This window comes from Sulfitobacter sp. F26169L (assembly GCF_026410285.1).
In the GTDB taxonomy this organism is placed as follows: domain Bacteria; phylum Pseudomonadota; class Alphaproteobacteria; order Rhodobacterales; family Rhodobacteraceae; genus Sulfitobacter.
This window is the reverse complement of sequence record NZ_JAPMLP010000004.1, coordinates 370,235-385,188: the sequence shown is the minus strand read 5'-3', so window position 1 is coordinate 385,188 and position 14,954 is coordinate 370,235. Positions and strand designations below refer to the sequence as shown.

The 14,954-nt window shown below is 58.9% G+C and carries 16 protein-coding genes; 4 read left to right on the top strand and 12 right to left on the bottom strand.

From position 1 onward, the window contains the following. Positions 1–22: 22 nt before the first annotated feature. Together OS189_RS11280 and OS189_RS11275 are read left to right on the top strand one after the other, a co-directional pair. Positions 23–739 carry an AzlC family ABC transporter permease gene (locus OS189_RS11280; RefSeq protein WP_267167408.1) on the top strand — a complete coding sequence of 239 codons (717 nt, stop codon included), beginning with the start codon at positions 23–25 and terminating at the stop codon, positions 737–739. After that, positions 736–1,062, top strand: a complete 327-nt coding sequence (locus OS189_RS11275) for an AzlD domain-containing protein (protein ID WP_267167407.1) — start codon at positions 736–738, stop codon at positions 1,060–1,062. The genes OS189_RS11280 and OS189_RS11275 overlap by 4 nt, the downstream gene beginning before the upstream one ends. Here OS189_RS11275 and OS189_RS11270 read toward each other — a convergent pair. From OS189_RS11270 to OS189_RS11245, 6 genes are all read right to left on the bottom strand, one after another. Beyond that, positions 1,051–1,656 (bottom strand): hypothetical protein, encoded by a 606-nt coding sequence (locus tag OS189_RS11270; RefSeq protein WP_267167406.1) that lies wholly within the window; start codon positions 1,654–1,656, stop codon positions 1,051–1,053. The two genes, OS189_RS11275 and OS189_RS11270, sit on opposite strands and share 12 nt — an antisense overlap. Before the next feature lie 16 nt (positions 1,657–1,672). Beyond that, complete coding sequence (locus OS189_RS11265) at positions 1,673–1,807, bottom strand: aa3-type cytochrome c oxidase subunit IV (RefSeq protein WP_267167405.1); 135 nt, start codon at positions 1,805–1,807, stop codon at positions 1,673–1,675. A 103-nt stretch (positions 1,808–1,910) separates the two neighbouring features. Beyond that, positions 1,911–2,375 (bottom strand): DUF6173 family protein, encoded by a 465-nt coding sequence (locus OS189_RS11260; protein WP_267167404.1) that lies wholly within the window; start codon positions 2,373–2,375, stop codon positions 1,911–1,913. A gap of 3 nt (positions 2,376–2,378) precedes the next feature. After that, the gene (locus OS189_RS11255) at positions 2,379–3,425 is read right to left on the bottom strand and encodes an MBL fold metallo-hydrolase (RefSeq protein ID WP_267167403.1); all 1,047 of its coding nucleotides are present in this window, start codon (positions 3,423–3,425) and stop codon (positions 2,379–2,381) included. Continuing rightward, positions 3,425–5,140, bottom strand: coding sequence for an acyl-CoA dehydrogenase family protein (locus tag OS189_RS11250; protein WP_267167402.1), 1,716 nt, complete (start codon positions 5,138–5,140; stop codon positions 3,425–3,427). Before OS189_RS11250 ends, OS189_RS11255 begins: the two co-directional genes overlap by 1 nt. 11 nt (positions 5,141–5,151) lie before the next feature. After that, positions 5,152–5,277, bottom strand: coding sequence for a hypothetical protein (locus tag OS189_RS11245; RefSeq protein ID WP_267167401.1), 126 nt, complete (start codon positions 5,275–5,277; stop codon positions 5,152–5,154). On the opposite strand from OS189_RS11245, the gene OS189_RS11240 reads away from it, so the two are divergent. Continuing rightward, a complete protein-coding gene (locus tag OS189_RS11240; RefSeq protein WP_267167400.1) occupies positions 5,276–6,220 on the top strand; it encodes an L-threonylcarbamoyladenylate synthase in 945 nt (314 codons plus the stop codon). The two genes, OS189_RS11245 and OS189_RS11240, sit on opposite strands and share 2 nt — an antisense overlap. On the opposite strand, the gene OS189_RS11235 is transcribed toward OS189_RS11240, so the two are convergent. After that, complete coding sequence (locus OS189_RS11235) at positions 6,217–6,771, bottom strand: YqgE/AlgH family protein (RefSeq protein WP_267167399.1); 555 nt, start codon at positions 6,769–6,771, stop codon at positions 6,217–6,219. The two genes, OS189_RS11240 and OS189_RS11235, sit on opposite strands and share 4 nt — an antisense overlap. Positions 6,772–6,903: 132 nt before the next feature. On the opposite strand from OS189_RS11235, the gene OS189_RS11230 reads away from it, so the two are divergent. Continuing rightward, positions 6,904–7,707: a protein-disulfide reductase DsbD domain-containing protein gene (locus OS189_RS11230; protein WP_267167398.1), complete on the top strand. Its 804-nt coding sequence runs from the start codon at positions 6,904–6,906 to the stop codon at positions 7,705–7,707. Here the strand turns inward: OS189_RS11230 and OS189_RS11225 are convergent. From OS189_RS11225 to OS189_RS11205, 5 genes are all read right to left on the bottom strand, one after another. Beyond that, entirely contained in the window at positions 7,704–11,354 is a 3,651-nt protein-coding gene (locus OS189_RS11225) for an efflux RND transporter permease subunit (RefSeq protein ID WP_267167397.1), read from the bottom strand. The genes OS189_RS11230 and OS189_RS11225 overlap by 4 nt on opposite strands. Positions 11,355–11,357: 3 nt before the next feature. After that, the gene (locus tag OS189_RS11220; protein WP_267167396.1) at positions 11,358–12,809 is read right to left on the bottom strand and encodes an efflux RND transporter periplasmic adaptor subunit; all 1,452 of its coding nucleotides are present in this window, start codon (positions 12,807–12,809) and stop codon (positions 11,358–11,360) included. A gap of 123 nt (positions 12,810–12,932) precedes the next feature. Beyond that, positions 12,933–13,475 (bottom strand): molybdenum cofactor biosynthesis protein B, encoded by a 543-nt coding sequence (moaB, locus tag OS189_RS11215; RefSeq protein WP_267167395.1) that lies wholly within the window; start codon positions 13,473–13,475, stop codon positions 12,933–12,935. A gap of 3 nt (positions 13,476–13,478) precedes the next feature. After that, positions 13,479–14,084: a LysE family translocator gene (locus tag OS189_RS11210; protein WP_267167394.1), complete on the bottom strand. Its 606-nt coding sequence runs from the start codon at positions 14,082–14,084 to the stop codon at positions 13,479–13,481. Beyond that, on the bottom strand, positions 14,081–14,857 hold the full coding sequence (locus OS189_RS11205; RefSeq protein WP_267167393.1) for a uracil-DNA glycosylase: 777 nt from the start codon (positions 14,855–14,857) through the stop codon (positions 14,081–14,083). The genes OS189_RS11210 and OS189_RS11205 overlap by 4 nt, the downstream gene beginning before the upstream one ends. Positions 14,858–14,954 lie beyond the last annotated feature (97 nt).

Below are 14,954 nucleotides of genomic sequence, written 5' to 3'. Positions count from 1 at the left end.
GGGTTCAACCTAGGGGCATCGCATGACCACTTCCACCCGCAAATCTTTCTATCGCCAAGGGATTATCGACGCCAGCCCGTTCATTCTGGTGATTATCCCGTTTGCATCCCTGTTCGGTGTCCTCGCTGTTGAGGCAGGGCTGAATGTGGTCGAAACAATGGCTTTTTCCATTGTGGTGATTGCAGGTGCCGCGCAATTCACCGCATTGCAATTGATGCAGGAAAACGTGCCGACCGTGATTGTTCTGATTTCGGCCTTGGCCGTCAATCTGCGCATGGCGATGTATTCGGCTTCCCTGACGCCGTATATCGGCGCGGCCCCGCTGTGGCAGCGGGCGCTTTGTGCTTATTTGACTGTGGATCAATCTTACGTCGTCGGGGTGTCAAAGTTCGAAGCGGAACCGGAGATGACCGTGGCCGATCGGGTTGCCTACTTCCTTGGCGCTGTAACGCCGATTGTCCCGCTTTGGTACGGTTTCACTCTGATCGGCGCGCTTCTGGGTGCAGAAATTCCCGACAGTTGGGCGCTTGATTTCGCTATTCCGATTACGTTTCTGGCGATGATTGCACCGATGTTTCGCACTGCAGCACACGTTGTTGCCGCTCTCGTCGCCGTTGTGTTTGCTCTTCTCGCGGCGGGTGTCCCCTACTCACTCGGCCTGATTATTGCAGGCATTGCGGGCATGATGGCAGGGGCGCAGACAGAGCTTTGGCTTGAAAGAAAGGCGGCACGGCAATGATAGAAACAGGCACCCTCTGGACCGTGATCGTAGTGCTGGGGCTGGGCAGCTTCGGCTTGCGCTTTGTCTTTACCGGACTGGTGGGAGATCGGGCGATGCCTGCGTGGTTGCTGCGGCACCTGCGCTATACTGCGGTCGCCATCCTGCCTGCGCTGGTTGCACCTCAGGTGGTCTGGCCTGCTGCAACGGGCGGTGATTTTGACACACCGCGCGCCGCAGCGGCGGCTGTGACCCTTCTTGTGGGCCTGATCACCAAAAACGTTCTAATGGCAGTGCTGAGTGGCGGAAGCACCCTGTACGGGCTGCTCTATCTACTCGGGTGAAACCGCGGCCACGATACCATCGGTAACATTGCCCTCATCGTCTTCATAATACCGCGTCGTTTTCACACCCTGCAACTGTTCGGCCTGTTCCATCAGCTTGAGCGGGTAGTATCCCTGACGGATCGATTGAAATCCAGGGATCTGCTTCAGGATTGACGAAGTTGCATTGGCGCACATCGCGCTGGGAACCGAGCCGTAAGCCTGCACCAGTTGCATCGCACGCGCGGCCTGCGCTGGCGTTACGTCGAATTCCTGACTAACGACATGGTAATTGGTGCGCGCATGGGCGGATTTATAAACCTGTATCCATCTGGGTGACATTCCGTACAAAACATCACCGCGTTCGGGCACGTCATCATGCTCGAACGAGCCTGCGGGATCAAACATGACCGATTGTGTCCCTTGCACCAGCAGCGCGGAATGCCCGCCCGAACCTGTGCGATTGTTGATCATTGTAATCAGCGTGATCTTTGGCTGTCCGCGATGCGGATAAATTGCAGCCTCTATCGCCTGTTGAGGCGATTCTTTCCCTTTTTCAGCGCACCCTGCAAGCACGGCAGCAGACAAGGTCAGCACCAGTAAAGGTTTAAACATCAAATCGTCCGTAAGTTCAGCGCGCGAAAATCGCCATAAAAATGAGGATACCGATAATCACCATTGCCGCGCGGGTGACGAAGGTAACGAAACCGTCGAATGTCTTTTCCTGCGCATCTGCGTTCATGCTGCCATGTTCATGTTCTGCCATGGGGTGTCCCTTTCGTCATATGTGGCTAAGTCTCGGGCAGGGGTTACGCCATTTCGCCCGCCCTGTCACGCCGGATTTGTCTATTAACGCCAAGAGGGCGCGCTTATGTCTCGCCTTGCTCCAGATCCTGCAACAGCTTGAACCCTATTCTGTTCGGCTTTTCCGCCTCTACTTCCTTCGGAGCAGCACGAAACACCACATTCAGCTGACTAACATGCTGCACCAGCTGCATTTTACTGCCGGAAGGATCGGTGCCGTAGAATGTCACTACATCAGGATCAAAATAACCCATGCCGTCGATCTTCAACACGCCGGCATCGGTTCCGGCAAACCCCATCGCGATCTCGTGGCCGTCATCCAGCCCCTCTTCGAATTTTTTGAGGTATAACACCGTGCGTTCGTAAGCCCATTGAGCCGGAGATTTTTGCGCAACAGGCTTTTCCGCTATACATTTGGGGATCGGCTGATCCTTGGCGTTTTTGGCCTCCGGATCATTATGCACTTCGTGAACGCGGGGCAGCGCGCTATTTTCTGCGGCTTCGGCTGCGGTTTCAATCTGGTCGCCCATGGCTCATCCCTTCCGCTGGTACAGCCATGCCCCGTCTTCGCGTTGTGTCCGAACGGCACGGCCCTCTTGATGAAGGTGGCTTAAATGCGCGAAAGCTTCAACCAGTGCGAGGCCATATTCCCCCTCGCCTATCGCTCTTTTGAACAAGGGTGAGAACACTTCGCCAGCCGTTTTGGGGGTATCAATGTATTCCAGAAGGCGTTTCAGCGCGCCGTGGTGGTTATCAATTAGCTGACGCATACGCGTCGGCAGGCCGGTAAAGGGCAGCTTGTGCCCCCCCAGAACCAGATGGTCTTCGCGCCCCAGCGGAGCCAGACGCTCGCAGGCTTCCAGCCATTCTCCGATAGGGTCGGCCATAGGTTCGGTTGCGTAAACACCGACATTGGGGCTGATCGAGGGCAGGATTTGATCACCCGCGATCACCAGATTGTCGTCACGGCTCCAGAATGTTGCGTGTTCGGGCGCGTGGCCGTTGCCCATGTGGATGTCCCATGTACGCCCCCCCATCATGATGCTGTCCCCCTGTTTGATGCGGGTAAAACCCAGCGGCAAGGGCGCAACAATATCGGCAAAGTTGAACGGACGTTCGGCGGCGCGTTTGGTGTAGATCGCATCATCCATCCCAGCAGAGCGGTAGAACGCCAGCGATTGCGGGTTCGCTACATCCTGAATATCCAGCGTCAGCATCCGCGCGGTCAGCCATGCGGTGCGGGTTGTGACAAGTTCGGCGCCAAGCTCTGTCTGGAACCAGCCTGCCAGCCCGATGTGGTCCGGGTGGTGGTGTGTGACCACTACACGCGAAACGGGCTTGCCGCCCAGCGGTCCGTCGATGATCTCCTGCCAAAGCGCCTTGGTTTTCTTCGAGGCAAAGCCGGTGTCGATGACGGTCCAACTGTCGCCTTCATCCAGCGCATAGACATTCACATGATCAAGCTTCATCGGTAACGGCAGCCGCAGCCACAGAACGCCCGAAGCAACTTCGATTGCGGCCGCACCGACAGGCGGCGTGTCCCACGGGTAACGCAGGCCCTTCGGTGCAATATCAGCCATTACGATGCCAGCTCTTCGTCCGTCAAGGCAAACAGGCCCTCGGCACCCGCCTGCGCGTGGGCCAACAGCGCGGTATGTTCAGGCAGCATCCGCTGGATATAGAAACGCGCCAATTTTTCACGCGCGCCGCCACGATCCGCCATCGCCGCTTTCAGGTGCAGATGCGCCCCCAAGACCCGCGCGAATGCACGCAGATACGGAACAGCACCGGCAAAACGGTCTTGCATATCGGTTTGTGCCACCAGCCATTCTGTCGCTTCGCGCATGCTTTCGCAGGCTTCCCAAACTTCGTTTGCCAGACGCGGAAAGACCGCGCGCGCAGCTTCTACATCTTCGCCAACCTCGTCCAGCAGCGCCATAGCCGCTTCGCCGCCGTCCATCATCTTGCGTGCAACAAGGTCCATCGCCTGAATGCCATTGGTGCCCTCATAAATTGCGGTGATGCGGACATCGCGGCTGAACTGCGCTGCACCGGTTTCTTCGACAAACCCCATACCACCGTGTATCTGGATACCCATTTCGGAAACAGCGATGCCGGTATCACTGCCGAAGGCTTTGGTGATCGGGGTCAGTAGCGCGGCGCGGGCTTTCCATGCTTTGTCACCAGTGGCCTTTGCCATGTCGATCGCCACCGCATTGGACACCGCAATAGCGCGCGCAGCAAATATATCTGCCTTCATCGTTGCCAGCATACGGCGCACATCCGCATGGCCGATGATTGTATCTGCTTCGGCGGCGGGCGCGGTTTTGCCCTGCTTGCGTTCCTGCGCATAGGCCAGCGCATGTTGATAAGCGGCATCAGCCACACCGATGCCCTGCAAGCCGACGCTGAGGCGCGCGTTGTTCATCATTGTGAACATCGCAGCCATGCCGCCCTCTTTTTCGCCAACAAGCCATCCGGTGGCCTTATCGAACTGCATCACACAGGTGGGCGAGCCATGAATACCCAGTTTGTGCTCAAGGCTGACAACACTAACGCCATTGCGTGTGCCGGGATCACCGTTTTCATCGGGCAGAAGTTTCGGCACCATGAAAAGGCTGATGCCCCGCACACCGGCAGTCGCATCAGGCAACCGCGCAAGCACCAAATGGCAAACGTTGCCGCCAAAATCATGATCGCCCCACGTGATATAGATTTTCTGGCCGGTAACTGAGTATGTGCCATCGCCATTTTCCTCCGCTTTGGTGGTCAGCGCCCCCACATCCGATCCCGCCTGCGGCTCTGTCAGGTTCATTGTGCCTGTCCATTCGCCGCTGGTCAGCTTGGGCAGGTACAACTCTTTCAACGCATCGCTGGCGTGATGTTCCAGGGCTTCGATCTGGCCCTGCGTCAGCAAAGGCGCCAGCTGCAATGAAACACACGCCGCGCTCATCATATCGCTGACAGCTGCGTTCAGGGCCATTGGCAGACCCATACCGCCATATTCCGGATCGGCAGACATCCCCACCCATCCGCCTTCGGCAATCGCTTTGAACCCTTCGTGATATCCCGGCGAAGTACGCACAACACCGTTTTCCAGCCGCGCGGGGTTCAGATCACCTGGCCGTTGTAGCGGAGCAAGCACTTCCTGGCACAGCTTGCCTGCCTCGGTAAGAATCGCACGGGTCACATCATCGGTGGCATCGCCGTACAGTTCGGTGCCGCGTAACGCCTCCAGTTTCACAACATGATCAAACAGGAAATTGTAGTCTTCAACAGGCGCGCGATACGTCATAGTAATCTCTCTCAGAAACCAGCGCAGCAGTTGATAGCGATCAAGACACCACCACCAAAGCTGCAGACCTCCAGAGTGAGGCCAATTTTGATCTGGTGCAACCAGAACGCCGCGTCATAGCCAAAGGAGCGGGCCATGTCCATAAAAACCCAACGCCTGCAAGCAGATCGCAACGGGCTGGAACAAGCAGCCACGCTGCTGCAAGGCGGTGCATTGGTCGCCTTTCCCACCGAAACGGTTTACGGTCTGGGTGCGGATGCGCGCCAAGGCGAAGCCGTTGCCTCGATTTATGCGGCAAAAGGACGGCCATCCTTCAACCCGCTGATTGTGCATCTCGCCAGCATCGATGCTGCGCGAAACTACGTTGACTGGACGCCGCAGGCTGAAAAACTGGCGCAGGCATTCTGGCCCGGGCCGCTGACATTGGTGTTGCCCCTGCGCGACGGTCACGGGCTTTCCTCGCTGGTGACAGCTGGCCTGCCCACGGTTGCACTGCGTGTACCCGCCCACCCGGCCGCGCAAGCGTTGCTGTCGCAATTCGGCGGACCGGTCGCCGCGCCCTCCGCCAATCCCTCGGGCCGGATCAGCCCAACAACCGCGGATCATGTGCTAAGTGGTCTATCGGGACGCATCGCCGCTGTTGTCGATGATGGGCCGTGTAGTGTCGGGCTTGAAAGCACCATAATCGGGTTTGATGAAACCCGCGCGGTACTGCTGCGCGCGGGCGGGCTTGCCACGGAAGACATCGAAAACGTGCTGGGTCAGACCCTGAGTACGCCCGATCAGGCACATATCACCGCCCCCGGCCAGCTTTCATCACACTATGCGCCACGCGGTGTGGTGCGGCTGAACGCGACAGAACCGCTTGAGGACGAGCATATGTTGGGCTTCGGGCCGATAGCAGGCACGCTGACCCTCTCTGCCAGTGGCGACTTGTGCGAAGCTGCCGCCAATCTTTTTGACCACCTGCATCAACTGGATGCGCTGGGCGGCAAAATCGCTGTGGCTCCCGTTCCGATGGAGGGGCTGGGGCGTGCAATCAATGATCGGTTGCAGCGCGCCGCAGCCCCGCGCAGCTAGGCGCGGCCCGCTGCACCTGACAGGGAAACCGGATCAATCCCGATACTGCGCAATGCCGCATCCCACACCTGTGCATGGGCCGTGTCGAAAACCAATTCGGGTGACGCAGGCGCGGTCAGCCAGCCGTTTTGCGTGATTTCATGCTCCAGCTGTCCCGGTCCCCAGCCGGAATAGCCAAGCGTAAACAGGAACGGATCCGGCCCCTTGTCTGCCCCGATGTCTGCCAGAATGTCTTGCGTCGATGTCAGGACATATCCGTCCGGTATCACCAATGCATCGGGCGCCAGCCGCGATTTATCCCTGTGCAGAACGAATCCGCGCTCTGTTTCGACGGGACCGCCAATATGCACAGGCTTGGCCAGTGGTCCGCCCTTTGTCTCGATCTCAAGCCGCGAGAATATCTCGCGCAGGGTCATATCACCCGCGCGCTTGTTCACAATCAGGCCCATCGCCCCCTCACCCGAGTGGGCACAGATAAAAATAACCGACCGCGAAAACCGTGGATCACTCATCCCCGGCATCGCAATTAGAAGCTGTCCAGCTAAGTTCATATCGGCCTCATTCACGTGTGTTCCGGTACAGTGTGACAACCACGGTCACAGGCCGCAAGCATCATCAGCGAAACATGGCTGAACGACTTGTGACTTGGCAAATCACGGATGTGCGGCCACATAGGATGGATGATGAAATCTATTTTATGCGCAACCGCGCTGATCACAACCGTCACCACCGCACATGCCGGTGATCCTGTCGGGGTTCCTGCCATTGCGACGCTGATCGACGGCTGGCAACAGGCGGACGGAACCCGCGTTAGCGCTGTGCGCATCATCTTGGCGGACGGATGGAAAACCTACTGGCGCGCCCCCGGTGATGCAGGTATTCCGCCCGAATTTAACTGGAAAGGCTCGCAGAACCTGTCAGGTGTTTCTGTCAGCTGGCCCACGCCGGTGGTGTTTGAGCAAAACGGCATGCGCTCTGTCGGGTACACCAATCAGGTGATCCTTCCCCTGTCGGTTGCGGCAAAACGGACAGACAAGCCTGTGCAGATAAAGCTGAAGATGGAAATCGGCGTATGCAAGGATATCTGTGTTCCGCAAACCCTGACCCTGCAAGGGACGCTCGGTGCAACTGGCGCGACACCGGTTGCGTCGATCGCTGCCGCATTGGCAGAACAGCCCTATACCGCATCCGAAGCCGGCGCGCGCGGCGTGACTTGCGCGCTTAGCCCGTCTGACAAAGGTCTGAATATTACCGCACGGCTTTCATTACCCTCAACGGGTGGACAGGAACATGTTGTGATCGAAGCGGGCCGCCCCGATGTCTGGGTGTCCGAGGCCACAGCCAAGCGTAACGGAAACACCCTGACGGCGCAGGCAGAGATAGTACCAAACGGATCGGGGCCACTGGCGCTGGACCGTTCGGCAATCCGTTTTACCGTGCTTGGCACGTCTCATGCTGTTGATCTGCGCGGTTGTACATCCGGTTAAACGGTCTTGCGGCTGCGCATCAGCATCATCACCGCACCCGCCGCATAGCCGCCAAGCGCAAGAAAAGCCGCGCCAACCACAAACAGCAAAAACGCAGCCAGCATCGTTGAAACACTTGCCAACATGGGAAGCGTTTGGGGGAGAACGGGATGCAAAGCCCCTTCAAACGCAGCATATCCCAGCGTCACCGCCCCCCAGCCCAGCAGAACAAGCCAAAGCCCGACCAGCCCCAATTGCAAGCCGCGCACAGGCGCGCGCAGGCCACGGCGCATAGCGACAATCTGACGTCCGATATCGTGCTGGACAGCAATCAGCGCTGGCACCAGCAGCAACACCAGCACCATTCCAAAGCCAAGACCATAGACCAGCGTTATGACCGTCGGCTTTAGAAATTGCGCCTGCTGGCTGCGCTCGAACAGCAGGGGTGTCATGCCCAGAACGGTAGTGAGGGTCGTCAGCATCACCGGGCGCAAGCGGTCAGCGGCGCCGTCGATGATCGACGGGATCAACCCGCGATCACTGGCGTGTTCATCAATGGTGGTCACCAGTACGATGGAATCGTTAATGATAATCCCCGTCATCCCCAGCAATCCGACGACAGTAAACATGCTCAGCGGGACGTCCCATGCGTTGTGGCCGTAAATCGTGCCAACCAGACCAAAGGGGATAATCGCCATTACAACCAAGGGGCGTGTCCAGCTACCGAATACCCATGCCAACACCAAAAAGATGCCCGTCAGACACAGGATCAGCCCGGTCAGGGCGTCAGACAAAAACTGGTCCTCCTGCTCGCTCAGCCCCGCAAGGCGGTACTCAACCTGCTGTTCAGACGCAATGCGCGGCAGGATGTCGTCGGTCAGGGCTTTGCTGATCTCGGTTGCGCGGGCGGCATCGTCTTCCGATATGTCGCCACTGACCGAGATCAATCTGATGCCGTTTTCACGCCGCACTGTGCTGAACCCCGTGCGCTGTTGCACGCTGACAATATCGCCCAGCGCAACGTAGCTTCCCGTGGGCGTTCGCATCTGTGTGCGATCCAGAAAATCCGCGGTCAACTCTCCCTCGGGCAATTCAACCCGAATCGCGGCCGATCGGGGACCTTCGGGATATGTCGCGGCCTCGATCCCGCCCAAGCGGTTGCGCAGCACGCGTCCCAACTGGTCAATCGTGAAGCCCAGCGACAGGCCCTGCGGAGTCAGATCAAGGATCAGTTCTTCCTTGTCGTAGGCCAGATTGTCCTGCACCGCGCTGACCTCGGGGTATTGCAGCAAGGCCGATTGCAACGCCTCTGATGCATCCTTGAGCGTTTGCGTATCCGCGCCGTAAAACTGAACGTCCAGCGCATCGCCCCCCGGACCGGACCGCCAGCCGCGGAAACTGACGGTTTCGGCCAACGGGTGCTTTGCCACCTCGTCCTGTAAAAGCCCCACAAAAGCAAAGCTGGAATAAGGCCGCAGATCGGCGTCGATCAGTTCTATCGAAATCCCGCCCAGCAGATCACCATCTTTTCCATCCGCAGCAGACAGGCCAAAGCCCGCGTTGCCACCGATTTGCGCAATCACGTAATCCAGCGGATTGGCACCGTGTTCGGCCTCCATCTGCGCGGCGACGGCATTGGTCGCGCGCTGCATCTCGCGCATCATTTCCAGCGTGTCAGCGCGGGTTGCGCCCTCTGCCATAATGAAGTTGCCGGTCACCGATCCCCGTTCCGGTGCGTTGAAAAAGCGCCATTGCACGTCCCCGCGGATCAACAGGGCCGCCTGGCTGGCCAATACAGCCACCACACCGGCCAGCACGACATAGCGCGCCGCAATCACCCCTGCCATAAACGGGCGGAACAGACGTTCACGCACCCAGACAAAACCGTAATTGACCACAACTGACGGCGTATCAATTCCGTGGCGACCGATGACATCGACAACCCGCCGGGCAATCCCGCGCCGCGCGATAAACACCCCCACAAGCAGGGCAGCAATCACAACAGGCACAACACCGGCAAAGGCCAGATACCCCTCATAAGAAAGGGTTGCAGCCCCCCCGCTGAGGCGTAATACCGCATAGCTGCCCGCAAAAACGATCACCGCGATCAGCACGCTGAGAACAACTGCGCTGACCATGCTGCCAGCAATCAGTTTCGCCACGGAAAACCTTGATCGCTGTTCGATACCGGACAGAGCGTTTTTCATGTGGTGTGGCAGGATCAGGAAACACTCGATCAGGGAAGCGACCAGCACGGCAATCACGGTAAAGGGAATATCACGGATAAGATTACCAAAGCGCCCCCCCACAGCAACCAGACCGAAAAACGCGATCACGGTGGTCAGCGTAGCGGCAAAAACAGGCATCGCCATGCGCTGCGCGGCACCCTCGGCTGCTTGGGCCGCGCTCATCCCGCCCAGACGGTAGCGGTGATCGGCATGTTCACCCACGACAATCGCGTCATCCACCACAATGCCCAGCGTGATGATCAACCCGAACAGTGAGATCATATTGATCGTCACACCGCCCAGATACATCAGCGCTATAGCTGCCCCCATGGCAACCGGAATACCTGCCGCAACCCAGAATGCCGTGCGCGCATTCAAAAACAGGAACAGCAGCGCCAGAACCAACCCGAGGCCCACCAGACCATTGTTGATCAACAAATCAAGCCGCCCTGTTATAGCTTCGGCGCGGGTACGGATCAACTCGACCGAAACACCGGAAGGCAGGCTTGCCGCCAGCTCGGCGGCGACTTTTTCAACCCGTTCCTGAATTTCAATGGCATCCCCCCGATCAGAGCGATCCACCCGAACAGACATCGCAGGGCTGTCGCCCACGAAATAACTCCGCTCGCGGTCCACCCCTTCGGCCCGCACAACCGCCACATCACCAATCAGCAGCTTCGATCCGTCCGGATTGGAGCGCAGGGTGATCCCTGCAATTTCCTGCGGTGTGCGCTTGGCCGTACCGGTCCGCACCCGCGCATTTGCGCCATCAACATCCCCCGCCGGATCGGCATTCACTTCGGCAGCAATCGCAGCGGCGATTTCAGCCATACTCACATCGAATTCAACCAGTTTCGCCGATGCGACTTCCACCAGCGTTTGCGGGGCCGCTACACCCTGAATGGTTGTGCGCGTGACACCTTGTGCAAACAGGCGGGTCACAAATTCATCTGCGAACCTGCCCAACTGTGCAGGGGCGACAGGGCCGGTGATCACAACATCTGTCACACGGTCACGCCACGCGCCACGCCTTACCACCGGCTCTTCCGCCTCGGTTGGCAGGGTTGTGATTGCATCCACTGCGGTTTGCACATCAGCCGCCGCGCGCGCCATATCCCAACCGGCTTCAAACTCAAGCGATATGCTGCTGCGCCCCTCCCGTGACGTGCTGCTTGAACTTTCGACGCCCTCAAGGCCCAGTAATGCGGTTTCGATAACCTGACTGATCGCCTCGTCTACGTCCTCTGCTCCGGCGCCTTGCCAGACCGTGGAAACAGACAGACTATCGAGGATCACATCCGGGAAAAACTGTGCGCGCATGTTGGGGGCTGCCGCAATGCCGGCCACCAGCATCAATACCAGCAGCAGGTTTGCAGCCGTTTTGTGCCGCGTGAAATAAGACAGAATTCCGCCTGCGGTTTTGGGGATTGCGCGCGCCATGGCCTAGCCCCCCATCCGGCTTTCGATCCGCTCCACCATGCTTGCAGGCACTTGCGGCTCTGCCAGCTGCGCCAGCACCCGCGCCTTTGCCTCTTTCGGCATTCTCTGGTTTGCTTCGATAAAGGCCACCAGTTTTGCGCGCCGCTCCTGGGTCAGTTCCAGCATTTTCGGGGCCTGCGGGGCTGCTCCCCCCTTGCGCAGCGGCTTGACGGATATGCCGGCACCCAACAGCGGCGAGCGTGCCTCAACCACTTCGCGGCCAGCAACATCACCGCGCACAAGCACGTCATCACCCTGTCGGCGCAGGATCGTCACATTCGCGGCCTCCAGCCTGTCATCCGGCCCCAACAGCAGGACACCACCAGCAGCATCAACTGCCGAGGCAGGCAACCGTATCACGTTTTCCAATGCCGGCTCTTGCACCCGAACGGTAACAAAATCACCCGGTTTAAAACCGCGCGATTGCTCGAGTGCGGCAAATATCAAGCGGCCTGTCTGGCCCGCCTGAGACGCTGCGGCAGTGCGTGTCACCCGACCGCGCGCCGCAAGATCGACACCCGCGACATCCAGCGTCACGCGCACATCGGCTTTCAATATCTGGCCCTGTGCATCCAGCAGACGGGCATATTGCGCCGTGGACACGCGAAACGACATTTCCAGATCATCGGGATCAATCAGCTCTGCCAGACGCTCGTTGGCGTTGACCAAGCGGCCCTCGACCACGTTTGGCGCACTTAACGTGCCTGTAAAGGGCGCGCGCAGCACGGTATCATCCAGCCGCCGCTGTGCTTCACCCTGCGCGATGCGCGCGCGGGCGGTGCGGGTGGCTGCCAGATCAACACGCGCTTCGGCTTGGGCCAGTACCTGACGGCGCGCCAGTACAGCCTGCCGCGCGGCAGATGCGGCCAGTTCTGCGGTTTCCGATGCCGCTGCTGTACCAACACCGCGATCAGCCAGATCAGTCTGACGGGTGGCAGCGCGGTTGCGTAATTCCGCCTGCTCCTGCGCTGCTGCCAGTTCATCCCTGGCCAGTTCAAGGCCGCGCGCAGCGTCGCGTTCTTCGGCCAGCGCATCGGCAAGATCATTTTGCGCCCGCTGCAAAGCAGACTGTGCGTTTGCCGGATCAATACGCACCAGAACATCGCCAGCGTTTACAGTCCCCCCGTCCTCAAACCCCTCGGCAAGCTCAACCACACGCCCCCCGACAGCAGCGCGCAGTTCCAGCGTGCGTCGGCTTGCGATTTCGCCAAAGCTTTCAAGGACGGGCGTGTGCGTATCGGTTTCAGCAGTCACAACGTTGACGGTAAAGACACGTTCGCGCGCAGGCGGAGCGGTTGCCGTGTCTGCCATGCGGGTTTGCACGGCACCTGTGACCATCTGCACCGCCCAGACCAACAGCCCAAGCGTTACAGCCGCCAGAAACAGGCCGATCATACTTTGCCTCAGAAACCGCATTGTGCATCCGCTTTTGTCATTTCAACAACAGTTCAGGCGCAGCATATGCTGACGCCCTACATATCATATACGCGCGGTGGGCGATTTTCCGTCACAATTTCACCAGCTAATGTTACGGCTCGCCTATTTTCTGCGCTGGTGTTCATCCAGACGGGGCATAATCTCGACGAAGTTGCAGGGCCTGTGACGGTAATCGAGCTGTCTCATCAGGATTTCATCCCACGCATCTTTGCACGCACCCGGACTGCCCGGCAGTGCGAACAGATAGGTGCCGTTGGCGACCCCGCCTGTTGCCCGAGATTGCACAGCACTGGTCCCGATTTTCTGCAAGGAAACGATGGTAAAGACAGTACCAAACGCCTCGATCTCTTTTTCATAGACATCGCGATGTGCCTCGACCGTTACATCACGGCCGGTAAGGCCCGTGCCGCCTGTCGAAATAACAACGTCAATCTCCGGGTCGGCGCACCATTCGCGCAATTGCCGCGCGATTTCTGCGCGCTCATCCGGCACAATCGTGCGATCTGCCAGATGATGCCCGCCTTCGGTCAGCCGCGCCACCAGCACATCACCCGATCGGTCCTCAGCCAGGCTGCGGGTATCGGACACCGTCAGCACCGCAATGCGCACCGCGATAAAGTCCTTGGTTTCGTCAATCACGCTCATCGTTCACTCCATAACAGCCAGCCGCGCGGCCAGAGCCGCATAGATTGTGCCTGTGACATAGCCCAATACCTTGCTGGATTGTATCAGCTTTGCACCCAGCGTCCCCGCATAAGCACCAACCAACCCGTTCACCACAAAGCCGCCGCCGGCAATCATCGCGCCAAAGGCAAGAAATTGGGCAAATACCGGACCGGCATCGGGCACGACAAATTGCGGGATGAAGGCAAGCACAAACCATATAACCTTGAAATTGCTCAAGTTGGTGATCAACCCCGCGCGATAGGCCAGCAACGGGCGCATACCGCGTGCGTTCGCCCTTGCCTTACTGCTGCGAAACGCCTGCACGGCCAGATACAGCAGATACGCGACCCCGATCCAGCGGATCACGTCGAAAGCCCAAGGAAAGGCGGCAATAATCGCGCCCAGCCCGAGGCCGGCAATGGTGACATGCACCATCGATCCCGTGCTGACGCCGGCACTGGCCGCCCAAGCGGCGCGGCGGCCTGATCGCATCCCTTGTGCGAGACACAGCATCATATCCGGCCCCGGCGTGACATTCAGGGCCAAAGCCGCCGGAATAAATTCAAGCAGGATAACCGGATCAATCATTTCGCAAGTGCGGCCTTGAGGCTCAGCAAGTCGGCCCAAGCGTCTTTCTTTGCCTCGGGATTGCGCAGCAGGTAGGCAGGATGGCACATGGGAAGTGCGGGGATATCCATCACCTGTGTCCAGTTACCGCGAAGCCGCGTGATGCCGCGCTTTGCCAAAAGCGCCTGACAGGCCCAGTTCCCCATCACCACCAATGCCTTTGGCTTTGCAAGTTCAATATGGCGCAGCAAAAACGGCTTCATCATTGCAATTTCTTCGGGTTTGGGATCGCGGTTGTGGGGCGGGCGCCATGGCAGTGTGTTTGTGATGTACACCGGCGCGTCCGAATTTGTGCGCCCCATGTCGATGGCTGCAAACATCTTGTCCAGCAGCTGCCCTGCCGCACCGACAAAGGGTTTTCCGGCGCGGTCTTCTTCGCGGCCGGGCGCCTCGCCCACAATCATTACGGGCGCGCCCGCTATACCGTCGGAAAAGACCATATTTCGTGCGCCCCGTTTCAAATCACACAGCTCAAATGCCGCGATTGCCTCGTGCAATTCCTCCAGCGATGCAGCCCCGCTCGCAGCGGCCTGCGCTTCGGCAACGGGATCACGCTCGGTCTGCTTGACCGGACCTTTGGTCAGATGCGGCTTTGCATCGGGTTTTTTCGGTTTGGCCAGACGGTCCGGCAGCGCATAGCGGTCAACGGGCGTGTCGCTGATGCACTCGTCAGCGCCCAGTTCCATCTGCCACTCCAATAGCGCGCGCGCCGTGTGAAAATCTACTGATTCCATGTGGACACTCTACGCCCCGTCTCACCAGATCAAAATGCCCCTTGCGCCGCTTCTTGCCGCGCTGTGCCTGCATGCCTATAACGGGCCAAACAGCGTA